At 73.1% G+C, this 23,378-nt stretch carries 24 protein-coding genes; 11 read left to right on the top strand and 13 right to left on the bottom strand.

Annotated features, from left to right (window positions below):
• Nucleotides 1-27: 27 nt before the first annotated feature.
• Both OHA34_RS02845 and OHA34_RS02840 read left to right on the top strand, forming a co-directional pair.
• Nucleotides 28-654, top strand: a complete 627-nt coding sequence (locus OHA34_RS02845) for a class I SAM-dependent methyltransferase (RefSeq protein ID WP_329520601.1) — start codon at nt 28-30, stop codon at nt 652-654.
• On the top strand, nt 651-1,220 hold the full coding sequence (locus OHA34_RS02840; RefSeq protein WP_285943525.1) for a TrmH family RNA methyltransferase: 570 nt from the start codon (nt 651-653) through the stop codon (nt 1,218-1,220). Before OHA34_RS02845 ends, OHA34_RS02840 begins: the two co-directional genes overlap by 4 nt.
• A gap of 16 nt (nt 1,221-1,236) precedes the next feature.
• On the opposite strand, the gene OHA34_RS02835 is transcribed toward OHA34_RS02840, so the two are convergent.
• Together OHA34_RS02835 and OHA34_RS02830 are read right to left on the bottom strand one after the other, a co-directional pair.
• Complete coding sequence (locus OHA34_RS02835) at nt 1,237-1,494, bottom strand: hypothetical protein (RefSeq protein ID WP_329520600.1); 258 nt, start codon at nt 1,492-1,494, stop codon at nt 1,237-1,239.
• Between the two features lie 2 nt (nt 1,495-1,496).
• A complete protein-coding gene (locus tag OHA34_RS02830; protein WP_285943527.1) occupies nt 1,497-1,871 on the bottom strand; it encodes an MFS transporter in 375 nt (124 codons plus the stop codon).
• A 609-nt stretch (nt 1,872-2,480) separates the two neighbouring features.
• Between OHA34_RS02830 and OHA34_RS02825 the strand changes: the two genes are divergently transcribed.
• A complete protein-coding gene (locus tag OHA34_RS02825; protein ID WP_285943529.1) occupies nt 2,481-2,873 on the top strand; it encodes a PPOX class F420-dependent oxidoreductase in 393 nt (130 codons plus the stop codon).
• Nucleotides 2,874-3,012: 139 nt separating this feature from the next.
• On the opposite strand, the gene OHA34_RS02820 is transcribed toward OHA34_RS02825, so the two are convergent.
• Together OHA34_RS02820 and OHA34_RS02815 are read right to left on the bottom strand one after the other, a co-directional pair.
• Complete coding sequence (locus OHA34_RS02820; RefSeq protein WP_329520599.1) at nt 3,013-3,351, bottom strand: hypothetical protein; 339 nt, start codon at nt 3,349-3,351, stop codon at nt 3,013-3,015.
• A gap of 148 nt (nt 3,352-3,499) precedes the next feature.
• Entirely contained in the window at nt 3,500-4,342 is an 843-nt protein-coding gene (locus OHA34_RS02815; RefSeq protein ID WP_329520598.1) for an SDR family NAD(P)-dependent oxidoreductase, read from the bottom strand.
• A gap of 120 nt (nt 4,343-4,462) precedes the next feature.
• Between OHA34_RS02815 and OHA34_RS02810 the strand changes: the two genes are divergently transcribed.
• The 3 genes from OHA34_RS02810 (at nt 4,463) to OHA34_RS02800 (ending at nt 8,596) form a co-directional block, all read left to right on the top strand.
• Nucleotides 4,463-5,143, top strand: a complete 681-nt coding sequence (locus OHA34_RS02810; protein ID WP_285943532.1) for a TetR/AcrR family transcriptional regulator — start codon at nt 4,463-4,465, stop codon at nt 5,141-5,143.
• A 125-nt stretch (nt 5,144-5,268) separates the two neighbouring features.
• A complete protein-coding gene (locus tag OHA34_RS02805; RefSeq protein WP_329520597.1) occupies nt 5,269-6,465 on the top strand; it encodes an MFS transporter in 1,197 nt (398 codons plus the stop codon).
• Nucleotides 6,466-6,541: 76 nt separating this feature from the next.
• The gene (locus tag OHA34_RS02800) at nt 6,542-8,596 is read left to right on the top strand and encodes a hypothetical protein (RefSeq protein ID WP_329520596.1); all 2,055 of its coding nucleotides are present in this window, start codon (nt 6,542-6,544) and stop codon (nt 8,594-8,596) included.
• On the opposite strand, the gene OHA34_RS02795 is transcribed toward OHA34_RS02800, so the two are convergent.
• Nucleotides 8,597-8,821: an EF-hand domain-containing protein gene (locus tag OHA34_RS02795; protein WP_285943535.1), complete on the bottom strand. Its 225-nt coding sequence runs from the start codon at nt 8,819-8,821 to the stop codon at nt 8,597-8,599.
• Between the two features lie 142 nt (nt 8,822-8,963).
• Here OHA34_RS02795 and OHA34_RS02790 point away from each other — a divergent pair, with 142 nt between their 5' ends.
• A complete protein-coding gene (locus OHA34_RS02790; RefSeq protein WP_285943536.1) occupies nt 8,964-9,761 on the top strand; it encodes a glycerophosphodiester phosphodiesterase in 798 nt (265 codons plus the stop codon).
• A gap of 59 nt (nt 9,762-9,820) precedes the next feature.
• Here OHA34_RS02790 and OHA34_RS02785 read toward each other — a convergent pair whose 3' ends face one another.
• Nucleotides 9,821-10,120 (bottom strand): type II toxin-antitoxin system Phd/YefM family antitoxin, encoded by a 300-nt coding sequence (locus tag OHA34_RS02785; protein WP_329520595.1) that lies wholly within the window; start codon nt 10,118-10,120, stop codon nt 9,821-9,823.
• A 72-nt stretch (nt 10,121-10,192) separates the two neighbouring features.
• On the opposite strand from OHA34_RS02785, the gene OHA34_RS02780 reads away from it, so the two are divergent.
• The 3 genes from OHA34_RS02780 to OHA34_RS02770 all read left to right on the top strand — a co-directional run bounded on the left by OHA34_RS02780 (nt 10,193) and on the right by OHA34_RS02770 (nt 11,930).
• Nucleotides 10,193-10,837 carry a ClpP family protease gene (locus tag OHA34_RS02780; RefSeq protein ID WP_285943538.1) on the top strand — a complete coding sequence of 215 codons (645 nt, stop codon included), beginning with the start codon at nt 10,193-10,195 and terminating at the stop codon, nt 10,835-10,837.
• Complete coding sequence (locus tag OHA34_RS02775) at nt 10,837-11,442, top strand: ATP-dependent Clp protease proteolytic subunit (protein ID WP_285943539.1); 606 nt, start codon at nt 10,837-10,839, stop codon at nt 11,440-11,442. Before OHA34_RS02780 ends, OHA34_RS02775 begins: the two co-directional genes overlap by 1 nt.
• Before the next feature lie 143 nt (nt 11,443-11,585).
• Entirely contained in the window at nt 11,586-11,930 is a 345-nt protein-coding gene (locus OHA34_RS02770) for an RNA polymerase-binding protein RbpA (RefSeq protein ID WP_285943842.1), read from the top strand.
• 113 nt (nt 11,931-12,043) lie between these two features.
• Here the strand turns inward: OHA34_RS02770 and OHA34_RS02765 are convergent, their stop codons facing one another.
• The 6 genes from OHA34_RS02765 to OHA34_RS02740 all read right to left on the bottom strand — a co-directional run bounded on the left by OHA34_RS02765 (nt 12,044) and on the right by OHA34_RS02740 (nt 18,640).
• A complete protein-coding gene (locus OHA34_RS02765; RefSeq protein ID WP_329520594.1) occupies nt 12,044-12,580 on the bottom strand; it encodes an FxsA family protein in 537 nt (178 codons plus the stop codon).
• A 126-nt stretch (nt 12,581-12,706) separates the two neighbouring features.
• Nucleotides 12,707-13,453 carry a polyprenol monophosphomannose synthase gene (locus tag OHA34_RS02760; RefSeq protein ID WP_285943541.1) on the bottom strand — a complete coding sequence of 249 codons (747 nt, stop codon included), beginning with the start codon at nt 13,451-13,453 and terminating at the stop codon, nt 12,707-12,709.
• Nucleotides 13,454-13,458: 5 nt separating this feature from the next.
• Complete coding sequence (gene lnt, locus OHA34_RS02755) at nt 13,459-15,186, bottom strand: apolipoprotein N-acyltransferase (protein WP_329520593.1); 1,728 nt, start codon at nt 15,184-15,186, stop codon at nt 13,459-13,461.
• Nucleotides 15,187-15,810: 624 nt separating this feature from the next.
• Entirely contained in the window at nt 15,811-16,206 is a 396-nt protein-coding gene (locus OHA34_RS02750) for a hotdog fold domain-containing protein (protein WP_285943543.1), read from the bottom strand.
• Entirely contained in the window at nt 16,203-17,018 is an 816-nt protein-coding gene (locus tag OHA34_RS02745; RefSeq protein ID WP_329520592.1) for an OAM dimerization domain-containing protein, read from the bottom strand. The genes OHA34_RS02750 and OHA34_RS02745 overlap by 4 nt, the downstream gene beginning before the upstream one ends.
• Nucleotides 17,015-18,640: a lysine 5,6-aminomutase subunit alpha gene (locus OHA34_RS02740; RefSeq protein WP_329520591.1), complete on the bottom strand. Its 1,626-nt coding sequence runs from the start codon at nt 18,638-18,640 to the stop codon at nt 17,015-17,017. The genes OHA34_RS02745 and OHA34_RS02740 overlap by 4 nt, the downstream gene beginning before the upstream one ends.
• A 597-nt stretch (nt 18,641-19,237) precedes the next feature.
• Here OHA34_RS02740 and OHA34_RS02735 point away from each other — a divergent pair.
• On the top strand, nt 19,238-20,005 hold the full coding sequence (locus OHA34_RS02735; RefSeq protein ID WP_285943546.1) for a bestrophin-like domain: 768 nt from the start codon (nt 19,238-19,240) through the stop codon (nt 20,003-20,005).
• Nucleotides 20,006-20,725: 720 nt separating this feature from the next.
• On the opposite strand, the gene OHA34_RS02730 is transcribed toward OHA34_RS02735, so the two are convergent.
• Entirely contained in the window at nt 20,726-23,092 is a 2,367-nt protein-coding gene (locus OHA34_RS02730; protein ID WP_329520590.1) for an excinuclease ABC subunit UvrA, read from the bottom strand.
• Between the last annotated feature and the right edge of the window lie 286 nt (nt 23,093-23,378).

Below are 23,378 nucleotides of genomic sequence, written 5' to 3'. Positions count from 1 at the left end.
CTCCGGACGCTGATACGGTCGGCCGACGTGGGGGAACACTACTTCGCGGAACGGCCCGGAGCGGCCAGCCGCCGACGCGCCGTCGATCTCGTCCTGCCCGACCTGCACCTGCGGCTGGAGACCGATCGAGGCATGTTCTCGCCCGACCGCGTCGACGCCGGCACCCGCATCCTGCTGGAGACCGTCCCCGCTCCCCCGCCCACTGGCGACCTGCTCGACCTGGGCTGCGGATACGGCCCCATCGCCCTCACCATGGCCCGGCGCTCGCCGCAGGCGAGTGTTTGGGGTGTGGATGTGAACCGCAGAGCGATCGAGCTGGCCGAGGCGAACGCCTCAGCCAGCGGCCTTGACAATGTAAGGTTCAGTCTGGTGGACGAGACCGACCCCGGCCTGCGCTTCGCCGCGATCTGGTCCAACCCCCCGATCCGCATCGGGAAACCGGCCCTGCACGACCTCCTGCTGGTCTGGCTCCCCCGGCTCGTTCCCGGCGGTCTCGCCCACCTCGTCGTCCAGAAGCACCTCGGCTCCGACTCCCTCCAGCGGTGGCTGAACGACCAGGGCTTCCCCACCGAGCGGATCGCGTCCCGCTCGGCCTACCGGATTCTGCAAGTGTCGGCCCGGGCGGACGCCCGTACGGAAGGTCACGCCCGATGAGCACCCCGAACCCCCCGCAGGCCCCCGAACCCGCGCAGCCCCGCAGGCAGCTCCGCCCCACCGACGTCAAGCGCCTCAACCGCGACTGGCGCCGCCGCACCGAGTCCCGCCTCGGGCTGCTCGTCGAGTCGGTCACCCAGCCCTTCAACATGGGCTCGATCATCCGCACCGCCGCCGTCTTCGGCGTCGAGCACCTGTGGCTGGCCGGCAACGCCACGCCCCCCGACCACCGCAACGTCAGCAAGACCGCGCTCGGCACCGAGCGCCTCGTCCCCTGGGAGCACGCCGGCACCCCCGCCGAGGCCGCCGCCGCCGTCCGCAAGAAGGGCCTGCGGCTCATCGCGATCGAGCTCACCAACGACGCGCTCCCGCTGCACGAGGCCCCCCTCGACGGCGACGTCTGCCTGGCCGTCGGCGGCGAGGACCACGGCTGCTCACCCGCCCTGCTCGCCGCCGCCGACGCCGTCGCCTACATCCCCCAGATCGGACGGGTCGGATCCCTCAACGTCGCGGTCGCCACCGCCATCGCGCTCGGCGAGGCCCGCCGCCGCGAATGGTCCGCCTGACCGCCGGGTCCGCCCGCTACCCCTCCCCCGCCCGCCGCCGCGGCTCCAGCGCCAGGCCGAGCACCGCGCAGACGGCGAACACCGTCGCGGCCACGACGCTGACGACCGTGAAGGCCGCCTGGTGGCCGCCGTCCAGCGAGGCGAAGAACGCCGACCCGAGCACCGCCACCCCGGACGCGCCGGCGAACTGCTGCACGGTGCTCCACATGCCCGACGCCGCGCCGGCGTGCTCGGGCGGCACCCCCGCCAGTGCCACCATCCCGAGCGGCGGCACGATCAGGTTGAGCGCGCCGCGCGCTCGCGGCCCTGGAAGATCGCCTGCAACGTGCTCAGGACCTGCGGCGCCAGCCCCGCCGCGGCCACCCCCTGCACCGCCCGCGCCGCGATGAGCTGCCCGGGATCGCGCGCGAGGCTGCACACCAGGCTCGCCAGCCCGAACGCGGCGACCGCGACGAGGAACACCCGCCGGCGGCCCCACAGGTCCCCCAGCCGGGCACCGGTGATCAGTCCCCCGGCGAAGCCGAGCAGATAGGCCGCCGAGACCCACTCCAGCTGCGTCGGGCTCGCCCCGAGGTCCCGCTGGACGGTGGGCAGCGCGACGTTGACGATCGTCACGTCCAGCAGGTCCATCAGGTTCGCCGCGATCAGCACGACCGCGGCGAACCACCGGAGCGATCGTTATCTGGCGTAGTTGAGTGAACCTGCCGGTCAGGGGCTTGGTGGCCTGTCAGCCATGTAAGACACGTAGGTGAAGGTGATCCGCGGTCTTGCCTGGTTCATCGGGTGATGGTGAGGCCTCGGTCGGCCCAGCGGAGGGCGCCGTCGGCCATGGCGTTGATCCATGCGGTGCCGGGACGGCGGTCGGTGAAGGTCTGCCAGTGATGGCCGTCGGGTGAGGACCCTTGCGAGCAGGTGCTCTCCGTCGTTGGGACCGAGCAGGAAGCCGAACCGGTCGATGTCGGTGCCGGGGCCGGCCGCGTCATAGCCCGCGGTGCCGACGAACCCGGCGAAGGAGGCTTTGGCCTGGTCGTCGGCGGTGATCCACCGCAGCAGGATGTCGGACTTGCCCCTCCCGGTGAAGGTCTCACCCGTGGCTTGTCCGTGGAAACCGGACGGGGCCCGTCGCCGAAGCGGTTGGGTTTTGGCTCGCGGGTGCCGCACGGGTGCGAGGCGACTCATCTGAGGAACATGGGACCTTAGCATATAATCCGCTTGCGGATTATATGCTAAGGTCCCATGTGTTCCTATCGAGGAGGGTGTATGACGATCCTGGAAGAACCTGTGCGAAGGATCCTGGACGGGAAGAACTTCGCCACCGTCGCGACCTTGGGGCCCGACGGCTCACCCCAGGCGTCCGTCGTCTGGATCAAGCGAGACGGCGACACGATTTTGTTCTCCACCACCAAGGGCCGGCAGAAGGCCAAGAACCTCGCCGTCGACCCCCGTGTCAGCGTCTCAGTCTTCGACCTGGCCAACCCTTATGACTCGGCGGAGATTCGCGGCGCCGCTGAACTGACCCTCGACGAAGACAAACGGTTGCCGCATGAGCTCTCACAGAGATACCTCGGCGAGGACCCGCCGAAGCCCGAGCCCGGCGAGGTCAGGTTGATCGTTCGCGTGGTGCCCGAAAAGGTCATCCACTTCACCCCCTGAACATCAGGGGCGATCTCGGTCTGGGAAGCTGAGCGGTCGGTAGCGGTGTCCCGCCGCGACCGACCGCGCCTCCGATGGTTATCTGGGGTAGTTGAGTGAATCTGCCGGTCAGGGTGGCGAGCCGGATCGTGGACATGGTTCAGCCTGCGGCTTCGGTGAGGCGGGCTTCGAGGTCGGCGATCATCTGGGTGAGCAGGCTGGTGTTCTCGCGCCGGACCGCTTGGGGCCCGAGTCTGTCGATGCCGGCGACTTTGGTGATGCACTCGTCGGCGGCCTGGGCTATCGCCTGGAACTCAGTCTGGGCGATCGAGTGGTGGTTGGCGGCTTCGAAGGTGGTCGCGCGGTGCATGTCCTTCATCGAGGTCATCGCCGCTCGCGCGGCCGCCATCGCGTCGCGGGCGCTGAACTGGTCCCCGTTGCCTTGGCGCATGTAGCGGGTGGTGAAGACCCGGCGGCGCTTGGGGTCGGCCGACGGCATGAACCGCTCCAGGCGGTCGCCCCGTGCGGGTCACCACCGTCCGGTTCTGACCGTCTTCACCCACGTCGAACCCCGGGGGCACGGCGGCTCCTCCCCGCCCGGGGGCGGCGCGGCGACCGCGGGCCCGGCGGCGGCCGGCCTCGGGGACTCAGGCACCGTGCCCCCCGGACGCCCGCAGCCGCAACTGCCGCCGGGTGAGGTCCTGGAGTCGCGCCGCCGCGGCCCGGTCGAACGACGCGCCGTCCACCGGGATCCGCACTCCCTCCACGAACGCGCTCAGCGGCTCGCGAGGGGGAGCGTCGATGACGGCGGCGATCGGCGCTACGGCCTCGGCGACCGGCTTGCCGCTCCGCCTCATCCTCGCGATCAGCGCCGCCGTCTCCGCGTCGTACTCGCCCGAGAACCCGGTCGCGGTGGTGCCCGGATGGACCAGCACGTACCGGATCGGGCCCGTCCCGTGCTCAGCGGCGAAGGCGACGCCGAGCAGGTCGTTCAGCGGCCCGCCCTGGGCCAGCGCCACGGCGCCGTGATAGCCGCGCTCCAGCCCGAGGTCGTCCCAGCGGAGCGCCGACAGGCCCGCGCCGGGCCCGGCCACGTTCACCACGACCGGGGCCCCGGCCTTCTCCAGCGGCCCCACCAGGCCGTGGCCGAGCAGGAACCGGCTCAGGTAGAACAGCGCGTAGTTGGCCTCGAAGCCCTCGGCGGTCACCGCCCGCGCCGACCGGTAGTGCCGAGCGCACAGCACGAGCGCGTCCACGACGGGGAACCGGGCCGTGACCTCCTCGACCACCCGCTCGTTCTCGCTCAGCAGGCTGAGGTCGGCCCGGACGAAATGCGCCCGGCCGGACGCCCCGGCCGCGGCCCGCAGGAACGCGCGGCCCCTGTCCTCGCTCCTCCCGATGACGGCGACCGTGTCGCCCCGCCGCACGGAGGCGAGCGCGAGCGCCCTGCCGATCCCGTCGGTGCCGCCTGAGATCACCAATGTCCTCATTGCACTCCCTAAATCAGACTGATGAGTCCAAATTAGTAGACGAAACAGTCTTAGCCAAGTGCGTCCAGAAAACCAGACCCGCCGGTATAGTTCAGGGTTCCGTCCGCTAGGATGCGGCCCATGAGCGGAGCAGGAACCCCAGCCGTCCAGACCGCGGGCGCCCCGCGCGGACGCATCGACAAGCGGCGCGCGATCGTGGACGCCGCCTTCACCGTCTTCGCCCGCGAGGGCTACGCCCAGGCCGGCGTCGACGTGATCGCCGCCGAGGCCGGCGTCGCCAAGGCCACCGTCTACAACCACTTCGGCGACAAGGAGACCCTGCTCCGCCAGACCATCGCCGACCACTCCGATCGGGCCCTGGCCCGCAACATGGCCGCGGTCGAACGCCTCACCGGCGACGGCCCCGACCTGCGCGCGATGCTCGAAGAGGTCGGCGGGCAACTGCTCCGCTGCTACGTCGACGACGCCTCGTGGGCCCTGCGCCGCCTCCTGTCGGCCGAGATCGGCCAGTTCCCCGACCTCATCGACATCGTCCAGGGACGCGCCGCCGACCGCGTCCTCCAGGCCCTCGCCGACCGCCTGGGCCGCCTCTCGCTCGCCGGCCGGCTGCGCACCGCCGACCCGCTCCTGGCCGCCGAACACCTCTCCGCCCTGCTCACCGGCACGATGGACACCCGCGCCCGCCTCGGCACCCGGCCCCTGCCCGACGCCGAACTGACCGCCATGACACGCGCCGCCGTCGACACCTTCCTCCGGGCGTTCGCCGCCGAGCCCGTGGCACCGGGCCCGCCACCGGACTAGACTCGCGCCCGTGCTCCTCCCCCGTGCGTAGGACCCCGGCCCCGCCGCGCTGACGACCCGCGCGGCACTCCGGCGTCCCTGCACACCGCGCGCGCCGCGCGCCGAGCACGTCCGAGGACCCCCCTGTGCCTTCGCCTACCCGGGCTCCGTCGTACGCCGCCGTCCTCCTGACCCCGCACGTCCGCCGCGTCTTCACCGCCGCGCTGCTGGGCCGCCTCTCCTACGGGACGGTCTTCCTCTCCCTGATCCTCGCGCTCGCCCACGCCACCGGCTCCTACACCCAGGCGGGCACGGCACTGGCCCTGAACGGCGCCGCCTCGTCCCTGCTGTCGCCGCTGCGCGCCAAACTCATCGACAGGCACGGGCCGCACCGCACCCTGCCCCCGATGGCCGTCGCCTACTCGGGACTGCTGGCGGCCATCTCAGCACTCACCTGGCACCCCGGCGCGCCCGCCGCCCTCCTATCGGCCCTCGCGTGCGCGGCTGGCGCCTGCGCTCCCCCACTCGGCCCCGTGATGCGGACGCTTTGGAGCGACCTGCTGCCCGACCGGCCCCTGCTGCAACGCGCCTACAGCCTCGACACCGTCGCCGAAGAGCTGCTCTTCGTCACGGGCCCCCTGCTCGCCGGACTGGCCGCCGCGCTCACCACGCCCGCACTGGGCGTCGCCGCGAGCGCCGCCCTCGTGCTCGCCGGCACCCTCGCCCTGACCACGTCCCCGTTCGTCCGCGACCGTGACCGGACCCGCGCGGCACCGGCCGGCGGACGAGCGGGGACGCGGATCGCCGCCACGCTCTGGCGGCCGATCGCGGTGGCCGCCGGCCTCGGCGCGTGCCTGAGCGCGTTCACCCTGCTCCTCGTCGTCTTCACCGCACGGCACCACCAGCCGTCCGCGGTCGCCTGGATCGAGGCGGCACTGGCCGCAGGCAGTGCCGCCGGTGGGCTCGCCCACGGGACGATCACGTGGCGGCTTCCCGCGCAGATGCGCCTCCCGCTGCTCGCCGCCGGGCCCGGCCTGATCACAGCCACGGCCGGCCTCGCCCCCTCGGTGCCGTGGCTGGCACTGGCCGCGGGCGCCGCCGGGGTGTTCGTCGCGCCGGTCCTGACCACCGCCTACCTGCTGACCGACGAGCTCACCGCGCCGCACGACCGGACCCGGGCCGGCGCGTGGGTCAACGCCGCGTTCAACGCGGGCTCGGCGGCCGGGACGGCCGCCGCGGGACCGCTCGCGGACACCGTCCCGCTCCCCCTCTGCTTCCCGCTGGCGACCGTCCCCCTGCTCACGGTGGCTGCGGTCACCGCCCTACGGCGGACCACTCGGTGACGCGCGACGATCGGACGATCTTTGTCGGTGGCCTCGGCTATGTTGACCGTTCGCTCCCCCACGCCGGAAGGCCCCGATGTCCACCGACTTGTTCGGCTTGCGCGTCCTCGATCTCGACCACGAGCGGCGGCGCGTGCGCTTCCGGGTGTTCGTCGTCTACTACGAGCCGTCCTGGGGAACGGGCGACCTGCTGCCGAACGACCCGAGCTTCTTCTTCCGCGCCCTGTGGGAGGGCGCCCAGGACTCCCACGAGCGGGAGCGGCTGACCGACCTGATCGGCTGGCGCGAGCTGCTCGACGAAGAGTGGGTCGACCGCCACACCCACCGCTTCGTCTCGCACGTCGAACGCCTGGCCACCCGCAACCACCCCGTCGACGACGACGCCTTCGAAAGCCTGGCGATGTTCTACTACGAGCGCGACGGAGGCTGGCAGGACGAGCATCTGCTCGCCCAGGGCGACTACGACGTCCAGGTCACCGACTCCCGCTGGATGGCCACGCTGCGTCCCGGCCAGAGCTGGGGCACCACGTTCTACCCGTCCAACGCCGCGCCCCCGCCCGAGAAGGCCGACGGCCTCGAGGCGGAGTACGCCGCGCTCGCCGCGGGCGGTGACACAGGCGCCGCGTTCGCCCTCGGCTGGCTCCGCCAGGACCGGGGCGACACCGAGGGCGCCGCCTTGGCCTACCGGCAGGCGGCCGGAACCGACGACCAAGGGGATCGGGCCAAGGCCCTCCTCTATCTCGCGGCCCTGCACGCCGGCCAGGACGACACGCACGCGGCCCGCGCCGCGTACGAGGACGCCCTCGCCTGCGAGGCCGTCTGGACGCAGAATCTGTACCGGTCCCACGCCGCCCTCGGCCTCGGCGCCCTCCTGCGGGCGAGCGGCGACGAAGACGGGGCCCAGGCCGCGTACGCGCTCGCCGAGGAGGCCGCCCAGGAGGCGCGCGGCCTCAGCCTGGTGCGGGAAGCCCGCCGGCTGGCCAATACGGAGACCTGGGTCGAGCGAACCTGCCGCGCCCTCCAGGAGACGGGCCGGGACGACGCCGAGCGGACGCTCGCCGACGCCTGCGGCTCAGCGGCGGCGGCCCGGTTCGGCGTGGCCCTGACGGAACGGGAGAACGACCGGGCCCGAACCGAGCTGGCAGGGCTCACCGACCCCGCCGAACTGGAGACCGCCGCCGCCATCGGGCTCGACCTCGCGGCCGTCCGGACGCGCGAGGACGACGACGCCGCCGTGAACGAGGCCATGCTGGCGGTCATGGCGACCGGCAGGCCCGCCGAGGGATACCGCCGCGCCCTCGCGGAAGGTCTCGTCGGCACCGTCTCGGGGCCCATGTCCAAGCCGGAGAAGGTCGTGTTCCACCTGCTCCGACTACTCAAGGACAGCGGCGACCTCGACGGCGTCACCCGGCTGGCGCAGACCGCGGAGCCGGCCCACCCGAGGGTCGCGGCGAGCGCCTTCCACTTCCTCGGCGTCACCGGCATCGAACGCGACGACCCGCAGCGGGCGGCCGGGTGGCTGCGCCGCGGGGCCGCGCTCACCGAGCCCGACGAGGACGCGGCGGCGGGCCCCGCCTACGACCTCGGCGTCGTCCTCGCCGGACAGGACGACCCGGACGGCGCCCGCGACGCGTTCGGCCAGGCGGAGAACGGGTTCGTCTACCTGGGCGACAAGGCGCGGGCGGCGTGCCGCCTGGCAGAACTGCTGAACGGGCAGGGCGACCGGGCCGCGGCGTCCGCCGCCTGGACGCGGGCGGCGTTCTGGCACGCACGGCTCGAACTCGGCTCGGACGAACACGCCGCATGGTCGATCCGCAAGCTCGGGGACCTGCTCGCCGAAGCGGGCGAGAGCACGCCGGCACGGCAGGCCCATCACCTGGCGGACGAGACCCAGGAATCGGACGTGGCACCCGCGGCCGGCGCGTGCGCCGCCTTCCACTACGCCAGGTGGATCCAGGCCGGGGGCCACCGGGAGCAGGCGCTCACGCTGCTGCGGGCGATCTCCGACGACTCCGGACCGTACGCGGTGAAGGCGGCGCGTGCCCTTCGCGCGGCCACCCGCGAGCCCGCCGTCCCAGGTGCAGACGGTGCAGACGGCGACGCGCGGCGGGCGGCCGGCGGCCCCTCGTGATCAGCGCCGGGCGGGGAAGCGCGCCATCAGCGCCGCGAACTCCTCCAGCGACACCTTGCCGTCGTGGTTCTGGTCGGCCGCCACCACGACCTCGACGGCACGGGTGTCGGTGATCTCCTGCCCGAGCGCGCGCATCAGGTTCTTCAGCTCGGCCGTCGAGAGGTAGCCGTCGCCGTCGGCGTCCAGCAGCTCGAAGGTCGCCTTGTACTCGCTCACATCGGCCATGCGGGCCGCCTCTCGGTCGCGGATCGTCGGGCGACAGGACGGTAGCACCGGTGCCCGCGACCGCGCGTCCGGCCCGATGCCTTGACATTGTAAGGTCGAGCCTGGAGTGCCGGAGCGCCCGGTGGCGGCCATAATCGGGTGAGTGCCGCGCTCGTACGAATTCCTCGATCACCCCGGGCCGATCCCGTTCGCCCACCGAGGCGGCGCAGTCGGCCGTCCCGAGAACTCCATGGCCGCCTTCCAGCGCGCCGCCGACCTCGGCTACCGCTACCTGGAGACCGACGTCCACGCGACCGCCGACGGCGTCGTGGTCGCCTTCCACGACCGCACCCTCGACCGGGTGACCGACCGCACCGGCGTCATCGGCCGGCTCCCCTACACCGAGGTCGCCAAGGCCCGCATCGGGGGCGCCGAGCCCGTCCCCCGGCTGGAGGAGATCCTCGGATCCTGGCCGCGCGCGCGGGTCAACATCGACCTGAAGGACCCCGGCGTGATCGGCCCGCTCGCCCGGACGCTGCACCGCGCCGGCGCCTGGCACCGGGTGTGCATCACCTCGTTCTCGACCCGCCGGCTCGCCCGGATGCGCGCCCGGCTGCCGCTGTTCACCGACCAGGACGTGTGCACCGCCCTCGGCCCGCGCGGCGTGATGGCGCTGCGCGCCAAGTCCTACGGCGGCCCCACCGCCAAGCTGGTGCGGCTCGCGGCCACCGGCGTGGCGTGCGCGCAGGTCCCCTACGGGCTGGGCCCGCTCCCCTTCGTCACCGAGGCGTTCATCGCCCAGGCCCACGAACTCGGCCTCAGGGTGCACGCCTGGACGGTCAACGACGCCGCCGAGATGGGCCGGCTCCTGGACCTCGGGATCGACGGGATCATGACCGACGAGCTGGTCACCCTGCGCCATGTCATGGCCGCGCGCGGCCTGTGGCACCGCACCGGCTGAGAGCGCCGGGCAACGCCGGACGGGACCGGCCGGTCAGCCGGTGCGGTGCCGCCGCGCGCTCAGGGGCCGAAGCCGGGCGGACGGGGCGGGCCGGGCGGGCGGTACTCGGCCGCGATGCCCAGCGGCGCCGGCCCCGGCCCCGGCCGCTCGGCCTGCGGCGCGGCCGTGCCCGTCCGGGTCAGATCGGCGCGCTGGGCCCGTAGGCTCTCAAGAAGCTCCAGGTCTTCGGCCGACACCAGGGCCGCCATCGGCTTGCCGCGCCGTGTGAGCACGACCGGCTCACCCGTGTAGGCGACCCGGTTGACCAGGTCGGCGAACTGGGCTCGAGCTTCCGTTACCGGAACATCCACGGGATTCATCGTATAGCGAACCGGCTTGGTGCCGACCCCCGTGAGATGTACGGTCTGTACAGATCATCTTTGGGAGGGCTCATGCGCACATCACCGGAACCGGGGTTCACCCCGCAACGGCCGGAGACCTACGTCGGACGGTCGCGGGCACAGGCCGCCGAGATCCCGCAGCTCGCGCAGGCGGCGCTGTTCGAACGGCTGCTCGCGCAGCGGATCGTGTTCCTCGGCCAGGAGATCGACGACGGGGTGGCCAACCAGATCAACGCCCAGCTCCTGCTGCTGGCCGCCCAGGACTCCCGGCGGGACATCACGATCTACATCAACTCCCCCGGCGGCGTGGTCGACGCCGGGATGGCGATCTACGACATGATGCAGTTCGTCCCGAACGACATCTCCACCGTCGCGATGGGCATGGCCGCCTCGATGGGGCAGACCCTGCTGTGCGCCGGGGCGGCCGGCAAGCGCTACGCGCTCCGGAACGCGCGGGTGATGATGCACCAGCCGCACGGCGGCATCGGCGGCACCGCCTCCGACATCAAGATCCAGGCCGAGCAGTCGCTGTACCTCAAGCGGACGCTGGCCGAGCGGACCGCCTTCCACACCGGGCAGCCGCTCGAGCGGATCGAGGCCGACAGCGACCGGGACCGCTGGTTCACCGCCGAGCAGGCCCGCGAGTACGGCATGGTCGACCACGTCATCGACAACACCGACCGGGTGGGCTCCTGATGGGCCCGAGCGCCGAGAGCCGCTACATCCTGCCCTCCTTCGTCGAGCGGACCTCGTACGGGACCAAGGAGAGCACGCCGTACAACAAGCTGTTCGAGGACCGCATCGTGTTCCTCGGCACGCCGGTCGACGACACCAGCGCCAACGACATCACCGTGCAGCTCCTGGCACTGGAGGGAATGGACCCCGACCGGCCCATCTACCTCTACATCAACTCGCCGGGCGGCTCCTTCACGGCGATGATGGCCATCCTCGACACGATGCAGTACATCAAGCCGGAGGTCGAGACCACCTGCGTCGGGCAGGCCGCCTCGGCCGCGGCGATCCTGCTGGCCGCCGGGAAGCCCGGCACCCGGGCCGCGCTGGCCAACGCGCGGATCCTGCTGCACGAGCCGGCCGTCGGGACCTCCCGCGGGCAGTCCAGCGACCTGGAGATCCAGGCGCGGGAGATCCTGCGGCTCCGCGCCGAGATGGAGTCGATCCTGGCGGAGGCGACCGGCCGCGATCCCGAGACGGTCCGCCGCGACCTGGATCGCGAGCGGTACTTCACCGCCGAGGAGGCGCGCGAGTACGGGCTGATCGACGAGGTGCTCACCAGCCGCTAGCCGGGACGGCGCCGGAGATTTCCGCCGGCGCCGGGCGGGAGGCCGCAAAGAGCAGGGTTGGATCAGGCCCCGGGCGGGAATCTTGAGACGGGATCCAGCGTTGGTCTGGACAAGACCTCAAGCCGTCTGGGAGGCACTTGACGATGGCCGAGCGCGCACTTCGCGGCACCCGACTCGGAGCGACGAGCTACGAGAACGATCGCAACACCGATCTGGCCCCTCGGCAAGAGGTGGACTACACCTGCACCAAGGGCCACCGGTTCACCGTGACGCTCGCAGCCGAGGCCGAGGTGCCCATGACCTGGGAATGCCGTAGCTGCGGCGCCACCGCCCTGCGGGTCGACGGCGAGCTCCCCCAGACCAAGAAGGGGAAGCAGCCGCGCACCCACTGGGACATGCTCATGGAGCGCCGGACGCTCGAGGACCTCGAGGAGGTCCTGGCCGAGCGCCTGGCGATCCTGCGGGCGGGACGCAGAAGGACCGCCTGACCGATCGAACGACGTATCGCACCGGCAATGCGTCGGAAGGGGCTCGTGCCGCCATCGGCGGCACGAGCCCCTTCCGCTTCTTCCGCTTCGGTGGCCCCGGCGGGCCTCGGTGATCAGTCCTGGGAGGGGCGGTCGTCGTCGTGGACGACCTCGCCGCGCACGACCGGGCCCCTGGGCACGCTCGCCCCGCCGTCGGCGTCAGAGCGACCTCTCGGCCCCGCGGGCCCGAACCCGCCGTCGGTCGTGCCGGGCGGGAACATCATCGCGCCGCGCGCCTCGGCGGCCCGCATCCGCCGCTCGGCGAAGCGGGCCAGCGGCCGGCGGACGAGCGGGCGGGTGAACGGCAGCACGAACAGCAGCCCGACCACGTCGGTGACGAAGCCCGGGACGGCGATGAGCACGCCGCCCGCCAGCACCAGCGCCGCGTCGGCGAGCCGGCGGTCGGTCATCGCCCCGCGCTGGAACGCGTCCTGGAGGGCCCGCCAGGCGCGCCGCCCCTCACGCCGGACGATCCAGGCGCCCACGGCGGCACCGGCGAGCAGGAGCAGGACGGTCCACCAGCCGCCGATCGCCTGCCCCACCTGGATGATCACGTAGATCTCCAGGGCCGGCATCAGCAGGAACGCCAGGACCAGCACGAGCGGCAGCATGACTCCATCTTCGCTAGGCGGTGGTGCCTCTAGCTTGGACAACGCCGCCGGGGCTCCGATCGTTTCCCCAGATCGGGGACGGACCGAAGAAACCGGCGGCGGCCCCGGATACGGGCGGGGGCGCGGTCAGCGGCGGGATCGGAGCCTGCCGACCCGGTCGGCCATCCCCCACTGGGTCACCCGCCACATGGCCTCGGCCACGATGTCGCGGCTCATCTTGCTGCTGCCGTGGGTGCGGTCGACGAAGGTGATGGGAACCTCGACGACCTTCAGGCCCTGCCGCAGCGCGCGCAGCGCCAGGTCGATCTGGAAGCAGTACCCGCGCGAGTCGACCCCGTCGAGGCCGAGCTTCTCCAGGGTCGCGGCCCGGAACGCGCGGTAGCCGCCGGTGGCGTCGTGCAGCGGGACGCCCAGCACCATCCGCGTGTAGGTGTTGGCGCCGCGCGAGAGCACCTCCCGCGACTTGGGCCAGTTGCGGACCTTGCCGCCGGGCACCCAGCGGGCGCCGATCACCAGGTCGGCGTCCTCCAGCGCGGCGAGCAGCCGCGGGAGCTCCTCGGGCTGGTGCGAGCCGTCGGCGTCCATCTCGACCATGACGTCGTAGCCGTGCTCGGCGGCCCAGCGGAACCCAGCGATGTAGGCGGTGCCGAGGCCGTTCTTGCCGGTGCGGTGCAGCACCTTGACCTGCTCGTCGTCCGCGGCGAGCGCGTCGGCCAGGTCGCCGGTGCCGTCGGGGCTGGCGTCGTCCACGACCAGCACGTCCACGGGGGGCGCCGCGGCCCGGACCCTGCGGGTGATGCGCTCGATGTTGTCCCGCTCGTTGTAGGTCGGGATGATCACGAGCACCCGGCCGAGGTCGGCTGGGATCTCCATCGGTGTCAATTCCCCTCGTTCTTCCTGGTGGTCGACCATGCGGCCACGCCGACGGCCCCGAGCGCCAGCGCGGCCAGCGCCCACTCGGGGAGGGCACCCAACCGGTCGGACAGCGTACGCGACGTACGGGCCGGGACGCTCGCCACCTGGATGTCCGGGACGAATTCCCTCGACCGGTCGATCATCCGGCCGTCCGGGGCGACGATCGCGCTGATCCCGCTGGTCGCCGCCACCAGGATCGTACGGCCATGTTCGACGGCCCGCAGCCGCGACATGGCGATCTGCTGCGGCGGGAGGCTGGTCATGCCGTAGGTGGCGTTGTTGGTCTGGACGACCAGCAGCTCGCCGCCGGCCACGTCGCGCACCTCCTGGTCGTAGGCGACCTCGAAGCAGATCACGTCGCCGATCGTGACCGGGCCGAGACGCATCACCCCCGAGCGGGTGCCCTTGGCGAAGTCGCGCGGGATCCGCTGGAAGCGGGTGATCAGCTTGGTGAGGACGTCGCGGAACGGCAGGTACTCGCCGAACGGCACCGGGTGCCGCTTGACGTAGTAGTCGCCGGGGCCGGTGCGCGGGTCCCAGACGATGCCGCGGTTCTCGACCTTCTCGCCGTCGGGTGTGTCGGTGAGCGCGCCGACCAGCACCGGCACGCCGATCTCGCGGACGGCGCCGTCGATGGCCTGGTAGGCGTCGGGCTCGACGTAGGGGTCCAGGTCGCTGGCGTTCTCGGGCCACACCACCAGCTCGGGCCGGGCCACCTGGCCGGCGCGGACCTGTGCGGCGAGCTCGCGGGTGCGCTGGACGTGGTTGTCGAGCACGGCCTTGCGCTGGCTGTTGAAGTCCATGCCGAGCCGGGGCACGTTGCCCTGGATGACCGCGACGGTGACCGGCTCGCCCTCGGACGGGGTGGGGATGAGCAGCCCGCCGCCGAAGATCAGCGCGGCGGCGGCCAGCGCCACCGCGACGGGCCGGATCGCCTGCCGGTAGCCCGGTCCCCGTTCTGCCCGCTCCCGCGGCCCCTGGTCAGGCCGCAGGCCGTCCGTCTCGGGGCCGTCCGTGGCACCGGCGGGGTCCGTGGTGCCGGGGTCCGTGCTGCCGGGGCGCGCGCGGCGGGCCCGCAGGAGCGCCGCGGCGGCGTAGGCCAGCAGCCCGCCGAGCAGCGCCGTGAGGAAGCTGACCAGTGGCGCGCCGCCGAGCGAGGCGAACGGCGTCAGTGGGGTGTCGGTCTGGCTGAACGCCAGCCGCGCCCAGGGGAAGCCGCCGAAGGGCACCCGCCCGCGGATCAGCTCCTCGGCGACCCAGAGCGCCGCGGTCCACAGCGGCCAGCCGGGCAGGCGGGTGACCAGCGCCACGCCCGCGCCGAGGGGGACGAGGTAGAGGGCCTGCACCAGGCCCAGCAGCACCCAGGCGTCCGGCCCGATCTTGACGATCCCGTCGAGGACCGGGATGAAGAACGCGGTGCCGCCCACGAAGCCCAGCCAGGCGCCCGTCCGCGCGGACGTGCCGCGCAGCGCCAGGGTGAGCACCGCGACGCCGATCGGGGCCAGCGGGATCAGGTCGGCGGGCGGGAAGGCCAGCCACATGAGCAGCCCGGCGGCCACGGCGACCAGGGTGCGGGGCCAGCCCGCGCGGCCCCCGTGGCGCAGCGCGGCGGCCAGCCGTGCCCCCCTGCCCGTGCGGGCGGAGCCGTCCCGGCCTTCGTCCGAACCGGTGCCCGCGGGCCGTTTCGGCATGGTCTCCTGCGCCACTCCACACCTCGTTCACTCGGGCCACTGGCCGGAACGCTACCGGCCCCGGGCGACCGCGGCGACCGCGGCGCCACCGGTGCCGCGCGCCCGCGCGGGGCGCCCCTCTGCCGTTCATCATCTCGTCCCCGTGCGGAGGGCCGGCGCCGCAGGGTCCGCCCAGCCGCAGGGGGCGGGCAAGGACCGGGGTGGGCGGGGCACGCGTTAGAGCGCTCTACAGCGCGCGGACGACAACGGACACGGAAGAGGGCCCGTGACATCCGTCGGGCCGGAGTCGCCCCACAGGCGGTGGGAACGATGCACCGTTTTCTACTGGATGTCCGGGCCCTTCCCGGGTCCAACCCCCCGCCCGACCGGGCGGCTCCGCTCCGACGCGGTGGCCGGTCACCACACTGGCTCGGACGGGGACAGCGCGAGATCCGCTGTGGCCCCCGTCGCGGCGCGGTGTCCGGTGGCGCCTCGAGCGGCCGATCGGTGAGTCCCGTGGTGGACTGCAGCAAAACTACCGACTTCCACGGCCTTGTCAACCGCCGCATGTTCTGCGGTGACTCCATGTTCAGCCAGCTCAGCGCCATGATCAGGGCAATCTTGGAATTCGCCCCGGTCAGCGGCTCACCGGCCGGTGTCCGACACCACCACGACCCCGGTGGCGGTGACCGCCACGATCGGCTCGGCGAGCGCCTCGGCCGCGGAGTCGCCCCGGTCGGGACGGCCGCGGCACACCACCCTCGCCTCGAAGTCCATGGTGCGGCTGCGGCGGCCCGCCCGGGTCACCGTGGCGGTCGTCTCCAGCATGTCCCCGGCCCGCACCGGGGCGCGGAACTGGACGTCGGAGTAGGAGGCGAACAGCCCCTCGTCGCCGTCGGCGCGGACGCACACCTCGGTGGCGACGTCGCCGAACAGGCCGAGGACGTAGGCGCCGTCCACCAGGTTCCCGGCGTAGTGGGCGTGCGCGTACGGGACGTACCGCCGGTGGGTGACGCTGAACCCCTCGCTCGGACCGCTCATCGGTTCTCCTCTCGTGGCAGCAGGGCGTGGACGAGGTAGCTGGCGACCTCGGCGGGGGTGGTGCCCCGGCCGAAGATCCGGTCCACGCCGAGGTCCTCGGCGGACACGGTGTCGAAGCGGGGACCGCCGACCACCAGCAGCGGCCGGCCCATCCCGGCGGCGACCGCGGTCGGGTACTCGGCGTGGAAGGCGGCGGCCATCTGCTTGGTGTTGTGCAGGTGCGCGTTGCGCTGGGTGACGACCTGGGAGACCAGCACCGCGTCGGCGTCGGCGGCTTTGGCCCGCTCCACCAGTTCGGCAACGGTCACCTGGGCGCCCATGTTGACCACCTCGACCTCGCGGTAGTATTCCAGCCCCTTCTCCCCCGCGAACCCCTTGACGTTGAGGATCGCGTCGATGCCGACGGTGTGCGCGTCGGTGCCGATGCAGGCGCCCACCACGACCAGCCGCCGGTTCAGCGACGCGCGGATCGCCAGATCGGTCTCCTTGGCGCTGAGCAGCGGGAACTCCCGCTCGGGCGGCGCGGGGATGCTCGCGTAGTCGATCAGGTGGCCGGCCCGGCCGTACACGATGAAGAAGGTGAAGTCGGGGCCCATCGGCTTGGCGTGCACGACGCTGGCCGGGTCCAGGCCCATCTTCCCGGCGAGCTGGAGCGCGGCGGCCTCGGCGCGCTTGCCGGCCGGGACGGGCAGGGTGAACGACATCTGGATCATGCCGTCGCCGGTGGTGTCCCCGTACGGCCGGATGACCTGGCGGGTGTCGGCGGGCTCGGCGGGGGCCTGCGTGCTCCCGGCGGGGCTCTCGATCGTCATGCGGGCACCTCCTCGGCGTGGGCGGCGTGCGGGTCCTCGGTGTCGAGGATCTCGATGGCGGGGTTGAGGTATCCGTCGGCGCGCTCGACGACGCCGTCCAGCCCCTTGCCGCCGTCCGGGGGCCGCCGGGTGATCCCGAAGGTGCCCTCGGCGATGGCGGTCAGCAGCCCGTCGCCCTCGACGCGCTCGAGCAGCTCGACCGACTCGGCCAGCACCTGCCGGGCGCGCTGGACGATGAAGCCGTCCGGGCGCGGGACGAAGTCCTCGGCGAGGCTCCCGCAGGCGTCCCGGACGTAGCGGACGTTCTCCAGCGCGAGGTCGCGGTCGGACAGCCACGGCGTGTGGATGCCCTCGGTCATCATCCCGATCAGGATGATCGACTGGCCGGTCATCACCCCGGCCAGGTTGAAGAACGCGTCGAGCAGGTAGCCGGCGAAGATGTTGCCGGTCATGTGCTTGGTCGGCGGCATGTACTTCAGCGGCGCCCCGGGGAACAGCTCGCGCACCAGCTGCGCGTGCGCGAGCTCCAGCCGGAACGACTCGGGCACCGCCGGGTTGATCTCGAAGGCGTGGCCGAGGCCGAGCTGGGCGTCGGCGAGACCGGCCTCGTGCCCGAACCGCTCGTTGAGGAGCTGGCTGACGATCACGGTGTGCGCGGCGTCGACCGCGTCGGCGGTGGTGAGGTAGTTATCCTCGCCGGTGTTGATCATGATGCCGGCGCGGGCGTGGATCTGCCGGGAGAACCGCTGGTCGATGAACGTCCGGCGGGGGTTGATGTCGCGGAAGATGATCCCGTACATGCAGTCGTTCAGCATCATGTCCAGGCGCTCCAGCCCGGCGAGCGTCGCGATCTCGGGCATGCACAGCCCGGAGGCGTAGTTGGTGAGCCGGACGTAGCGGCCGAGCTCGCGCGACACGTCGTCGAGCGCGGCGCGCATCAGCCGGAAGTTCTCCTGCGTGGCGTAGGTGCCGGCGTAGCCCTCGCGGGTGGCGCCCTCGGGCACGAAGTCCAGCAGCGACTGGCCGGTCGAGCGGATCACCGCGACGACGTCGGCGCCCTCCCGGGCGGCGGCCTGCGCCTGCGGGATGTCCTCGTAGATGTCGCCGGTCGCGACGATGAGGTAGATCCACGGCTGCGCGGGGTCGGCCCCCGTCCCCGGCGAGGGACGGCCGCCGGCGCCGCCGGTGAGCATCCGGTCGCGTTCCGCGCGGCGGCGGTCGATGCGGTTCATGCCGGTGCGGGCGGCCTGCCGGGCGGCGTCGGCGGCGTGGCCGGCGTCGGCCCCGGCCGGGAGGCGGAAGCGGACGCGGCCCCGCGCGGCGGCCCGGGCCAGCTCGCCCAGATCGCCGTACGGGCCGTTCAGCAGCGCGTCCCACACCGGGAGGGCCACGCCGTGCTCCAGGCCGACCTGGTCGCGGACCGCGTCGGCGAGGTGGTTGACCCAGGGGCGCCCGCCGTCATCGGCACCCGACATCCCCGCCAGGCGCAGCAGCGCGCGCTCGACCGACACGGTCGTGTGGGTGCGGGCCATCCGGATGATCGGTTCCGCGGCGCGCGCGGCCAGCCCCCGGGCGGCGCGCACCACCTCCGGATCGAGATCGAGTTTCCCTTGCGGCGTCATTGCCGTCTCCCCTCACTCGTCCCTGCCTCCAAGCCGGACCCGGCAATCGTCCGTCCCAGCTTGACCGTTACAGGAGATCTTCCGGGATGTACCCCGATATCCGCAAGAACTCTCCGCCCCCGGAAACTGGGGGATGATCGGTGTCCCGACCCCGCTCCGGGCGGCCGAAAGAAGCCGATCCTCGCGACGGGAGCCCTCCTTGTCCATCCTCAGGGCGCCCCGCGTGGCTCGCCCCCTGGCGGCGCCGCTCCTGGCGCTCCCGCTCCCGCTCACGGCCGCGGGCACGGGCACGGGCACGGGCACGGGCACGGGCACGGGCGGAGCCACCGAGGAGGACGGCAAGCCGGTGTTCCACGCCGAGTACGAGCTGCCCTGGACCGCTTCTGCGCGCAGGCGCGGCGGCTCGGACTCAGCTCCATCCACAAGAAGGCCGACCTGCCCGCCGAACGGCGGCCCTGCACCCGCTGACGTAACCGTTCGATGACGGTCGGTGAAATATCCACTCCAACTACTAATCGTGAGTTTACTATCACGTGAAGTAGCGGCCGGACCGCGCGCGGGCCGGCCGGAGGCGTCCTCCGTTCGGGGAAGAGGGTCATGATCGTCTATCTTCTGGCCGCGGCGTGCGCGATCGGCGTGGTGCTCATCGCGAGCCGCATGGTGCTCCGGCTCCGGTTCGGCACCGACGACGCCGATCCCGACGGGCCCACCTCGTCGCACACCGGGGCGATGCTCTCGGCGCTGTTCCTGCTGACGTTCGCCATCGCGATCGTGGTGCCCTGGACCAGCGCCGACGCCGCCCGCTCCAACACCTACACCGAGAGCCAGGCCGTGGTGGAGGCGTACTGGGCGGCGGGACGGCTGCCCGCCCCCGACGCCGAGCGCACCCGGGCCGAGCTGCGCGACTACGTCCGGGTCGTGCGCGGGCCCGAGTGGCGGCTGATGGCCCACGGGCGGATGAGCCCCGACGGGTCGGCCCGGCTCGACCGGATCCGCCGCGAGATCACCGCTCTGAAGGCCGCGGGCGACGAGTCGCGCGACGCCAGGGCGGCGGTGCTCGACCACCTCACCGAGATCTCCGCCGCGCGCCACCAGCGCGCGATGGACGCGCGGACCACGCCGCCGCGCGCGCTGCTGGTGATGACCTTGCTGACCGGGCTGGTGATCATCCTGCTGCCGTTCCTGGTGGGCGCCCGCCCGCGCGGCATGGCGCTGGTGCCGCTCGCGCTGATGTCGGGGCTGCTGGCGGTCGGCATGTACCTGACGATCGACATCGCGCACGTGTTCACCGGGGCCCTGGCGGTCCATCCGGACGCCTTCACCAGCGTCCAGGCCGAGCTGCTGCGCATCACGAGGGGTGGCTGACGGTGCGGCCCGGCCCGGTGGTCCTCCCCGCCGTGGTCGCCGCGGCGCTGGCCTTCCCCTCGGCCTCGCTCGCCCTCCCCGCGCCCGCACGGGCGGCGCCCGCCGCCGCGTCGACACCGCTGATCGGCGTGTGCGTCGGCGTCGACGTCGGGGGAATCGTGGGCGTGCACGCCAGCGTCGGTGTCCTGGGCCACCACCACTGCCCGCGTCCGCCGAAGCCGCCGCATCCCGCACACCCCCCACACCCCCCACACCCCCCACACCCCCCACACCCCCCACACCCGCCGCATCCACCGCACCCGCCGCACCATCCGCACCATCCGGCGCCCCCGCATCCGCCCAAGCCGCCCGAACCTCCGAAGCCGCCGGTCGTCGTCCCGCCGAAGACACCGAAGACGCCGAGGCCGCCGCAGCCTCCGGCGCCGCCTCCCGCGTCACCGCCTCCGAACGGGCACCAGGCCGCACCGGCGCCCAGGCCGCCGGTGCCGCGCCCGGCGCCCGTGGTCAGGCCCTCCCCCGCGCCCTCACGCGCCGCGCCCGTTCCCGCACCGTCCGGGACGTCCGGTACACCGTCGGCCTCGGCCCCGTCGTCGCGGTCGCGGCCGAAGGCGGCGAAGCAGCCGCAGCGGCGTTCCGATCCCCTCAAGACCACCCTGGTACTGGTGGTGATAGCGGTCGTCGTCAGCGCCGGCACGGCCATCGCGTTCGCGCGCTGACGGCTCAGCCGAGCCGGGCCCGCAGGTAAGGGGCGGTGCGCCCGGCGAGGGAGGACGCGACCTCGGCGGGCGTTCCGCTCGCGACGACGCGGCCGCCCTCGTCGCCGCCCCCGGGACCGAGGTCCAGCACGTGGTCGGCGGACGCCACCATGTCCATGTCGTGCTCCACGACGACGACGGTGGCGCCGCCGTCCACCAGCGCGTGCAGCTGGCGGGTGAGCAGCGCGGAGTCGGCCGGGTGCAGGCCGGTGGTGGGCTCGTCGAGCAGGTAGAGGGTGTGGCCGCGGCGGGCGCGTTGCAGCTCGGAGGCGAGCTTGATGCGCTGCGCCTCCCCGCCCGACAGCTCGGTCGCCGGCTGCCCCAGCCGCAGGTAGCCGAGGCCGACCTCGCGCAGGGTCTCCAGGGAGCGGGCGGCGGGGCGCACATCGGCGAGGAACGACGCGGCCTCGTCCACCGTCATGTCCAGGACGCCGGCGACGTTCACGCCCCGGTAGGTGATCTCCAGGGTGGCGGGGTTGTAGCGGGCGCCGTGGCAGACGTCGCAGACGGCGTAGGTGGTGGGCAGGAACAGCAGCTCCACCGAGATGTGGCCCTCGCCCTGGCAGTGGTCGCACCGGCCGCCGGGCACGTTGAAGGAGAAGCGCGAGGGGCCGTAGCCGCGGGCGCGGGCCTCGGCGGTGCCGGCGAACAGCTTGCGGACCGCGTCGAACAGCCCGGTGTAGGTCGCCAGGTTGGACCTCGGGGTGCGGCCGATGGGCCGCTGGTCGACCCGCACGACCCGTTCGATCCCGGCGCCGACGTGCTCGCCCGCCTCCACCGCCCGCTCGCCGAGGACGTCCACCAGGGTCGACTTCCCCGATCCCGACACCCCGGTCACGGCGGTGAACACCCCGAGGGGGACGTCGGCGTCCAGGCCGCGCAGGTTGTGCCGGGTGACCTCGCGCAGCCGCAGCACCCCGGCGGGCTCGCGCGGTTCCCGGCGCGGCGGGCGGATCTCGCCGAACAGGTAGGGGCGGGTGACCGAGGCGGGGACCGCGCGCAGTCCCTCGACCGGCCCGCTGTGCAGCACCAGACCGCCGTGCTCGCCCGCCCCCGGGCCGACGTCGACCAGCCAGTCGGCGTGCCGGACGACCTCCATGTCGTGCTCGATCAGGAAGACGCTGTTGCCCGCTGCCTTCAGCCGCTCCAGCACCGACATCAACGACTCGGTGTCGGCGGGGTGCAGCCCGGCCGAGGGCTCGTCGAGCACGTAGACGACGCCGAACAGGCCCGAGCGGAGCTGGGTGGCCAGCCGCAGCCGCTGGAGCTCCCCCGCCGACAGCGACGGGCTCGGCCGGGCGGTGCTGAGGTAGCCGAGGCCGAGTTCGGTCAGCACCTCGATGCGGGCCGTGAGGTCGCGCGTCAGCACCGCCGCCGGGCCCTCGCCGCCGGTGTGGGGGCGCAGCGCGTCGGCGAGGTCGGCCAGGGGCAGCGCGGCCAGCTCGGCGATGGTCCGTCCGGCGAACGTCACCGCGAGCGCCTCTGGCCGCAGGCGCCGCCCGCCGCAGACCGGGCAGACGCGGCTGATCAGGTGCCCGGCGGCGCGCCTGCGCGCGGCCTCGCTCTTGGAATCGGCGTAGGCGTGCAGGACGAGCCGCCGCGCGCTGGAGTAGGTGCCCTGGTAGGGGCGCTGGATCCGGGGCGCCTCCCGCACCGGGTGCACCGTGACCACCGGCTGCTCGTCGGTGAACAGGATCCAGTCGCGCTGCTCCTGCGGCAGGTCGCGCCACGGGCGGTCGATGTCGTGGCCGAGGGCGTCCAGGACGTCGCGCAGGTTCTTGCCCTGCCAGGCGCCCGGCCAGGACGCGATCGCGCCGTCTCTGATGCTCAGCGACGGGTCGGGGACCAGCGACTCCTCGGTGACCTCGTGCACCTCCCCCAGGCCGTGGCAGCGGGGGCAGGCGCCGGCGGCGGTGTTGGGCGAGAACGCGTCGGAGTCGAGCCGCCCGGCGCCGGGCGGGTAATCGCCCGCGCGCGACATCAGCATCCGCAGCGAGTTCGACAGGGTGGTCACGGTGCCGACCGAGGATCGGGAGGACGGCACCGACCGGCGCTGCTCCAGTGCCACCGCGGGCGGCAGGCCGGTGATCTCGTCGACCGCGGGGGCGGACACCTGGTGCAGCAGCCGCCGCGCGTAGGGGGCGACGGACTCCAGATATCGGCGCTGGGCCTCGGCGTACAGGGTGCCGAACGCCAGCGACGACTTCCCCGAGCCCGACACCCCGGTGAAGGCCACCAGGGCGTCGCGCTCGATCGCCACGTCGACGCCGCGCAGGTTGTGCTCGCGGGCGCCGCGCACCCGGACGCAGGGGTCGGAGGACGCAGGCTGCATGATCCACACAGTACCGATCCGTCGCCGCAGGTCAGAGCGCGGGCGGCGGGGCGGCGGGCGATTCGAGAGGCCGCCTCGGCCATTATCGAAATGCGAACTCGTTTCACGGGTGTTAGTTTCCCTTTCAGGCACGCAGGGCTCGGTGTCCACACGGGTCGAAGGCCATCGGTTATCTTTCCCAGATTCCTCCGGTGGCCGTCTCCATATCCGTGTGGGCCCGGCTCTGCGGGCCGACCTGGAACGTGCGGGGAGGGCGGGTCGAAGCCCGTCGGTTACCACTATTAAT

Origin of the sequence: Spirillospora sp. NBC_01491 (genome assembly GCF_036227065.1) — a bacterium.
GTDB classification, from domain to species: Bacteria; Actinomycetota; Actinomycetes; order Streptosporangiales; family Streptosporangiaceae; genus Spirillospora; species Spirillospora xylanilytica.
Note: the sequence above shows the minus strand (reverse complement) of the source record. Positions and strands in the feature narration are given on the sequence as shown.

What these genes read in the sequence shown, in the direction of transcription:
- OHA34_RS02840 (WP_285943525.1), top strand. Translation starts at nt 651, where the DNA reads ATGAGCACCCCGAACCCCCCGCAGGCCCCCGAACCCGCGCAGCCCCGC.
- OHA34_RS02825 (WP_285943529.1), top strand. Translation starts at nt 2,481, where the DNA reads ATGACGATCCTGGAAGAACCTGTGCGAAGGATCCTGGACGGGAAGAAC.
- OHA34_RS02820 (WP_329520599.1), bottom strand. Translation starts at nt 3,351, where the DNA reads ATGCCGTCGGCCGACCCCAAGCGCCGCCGGGTCTTCACCACCCGCTAC.
- OHA34_RS02815 (WP_329520598.1), bottom strand. Translation starts at nt 4,342, where the DNA reads ATGAGGACATTGGTGATCTCAGGCGGCACCGACGGGATCGGCAGGGCG.
- OHA34_RS02810 (WP_285943532.1), top strand. Translation starts at nt 4,463, where the DNA reads ATGAGCGGAGCAGGAACCCCAGCCGTCCAGACCGCGGGCGCCCCGCGC.
- OHA34_RS02800 (WP_329520596.1), top strand. Translation starts at nt 6,542, where the DNA reads ATGTCCACCGACTTGTTCGGCTTGCGCGTCCTCGATCTCGACCACGAG.
- OHA34_RS02795 (WP_285943535.1), bottom strand. Translation starts at nt 8,821, where the DNA reads ATGGCCGATGTGAGCGAGTACAAGGCGACCTTCGAGCTGCTGGACGCC.
- OHA34_RS02785 (WP_329520595.1), bottom strand. Translation starts at nt 10,120, where the DNA reads ATGAATCCCGTGGATGTTCCGGTAACGGAAGCTCGAGCCCAGTTCGCC.
- OHA34_RS02780 (WP_285943538.1), top strand. Translation starts at nt 10,193, where the DNA reads ATGCGCACATCACCGGAACCGGGGTTCACCCCGCAACGGCCGGAGACC.
- OHA34_RS02775 (WP_285943539.1), top strand. Translation starts at nt 10,837, where the DNA reads ATGGGCCCGAGCGCCGAGAGCCGCTACATCCTGCCCTCCTTCGTCGAG.
- OHA34_RS02770 (WP_285943842.1), top strand. Translation starts at nt 11,586, where the DNA reads ATGGCCGAGCGCGCACTTCGCGGCACCCGACTCGGAGCGACGAGCTAC.
- OHA34_RS02765 (WP_329520594.1), bottom strand. Translation starts at nt 12,580, where the DNA reads ATGCTGCCGCTCGTGCTGGTCCTGGCGTTCCTGCTGATGCCGGCCCTG.
- OHA34_RS02760 (WP_285943541.1), bottom strand. Translation starts at nt 13,453, where the DNA reads ATGGAGATCCCAGCCGACCTCGGCCGGGTGCTCGTGATCATCCCGACC.
- lnt (WP_329520593.1), bottom strand. Translation starts at nt 15,186, where the DNA reads ATGCCGAAACGGCCCGCGGGCACCGGTTCGGACGAAGGCCGGGACGGC.
- OHA34_RS02750 (WP_285943543.1), bottom strand. Translation starts at nt 16,206, where the DNA reads ATGAGCGGTCCGAGCGAGGGGTTCAGCGTCACCCACCGGCGGTACGTC.
- OHA34_RS02745 (WP_329520592.1), bottom strand. Translation starts at nt 17,018, where the DNA reads ATGACGATCGAGAGCCCCGCCGGGAGCACGCAGGCCCCCGCCGAGCCC.
- OHA34_RS02740 (WP_329520591.1), bottom strand. Translation starts at nt 18,640, where the DNA reads ATGACGCCGCAAGGGAAACTCGATCTCGATCCGGAGGTGGTGCGCGCC.
- OHA34_RS02735 (WP_285943546.1), top strand. Translation starts at nt 19,238, where the DNA reads ATGATCGTCTATCTTCTGGCCGCGGCGTGCGCGATCGGCGTGGTGCTC.
- OHA34_RS02730 (WP_329520590.1), bottom strand. Translation starts at nt 23,092, where the DNA reads ATGCAGCCTGCGTCCTCCGACCCCTGCGTCCGGGTGCGCGGCGCCCGC.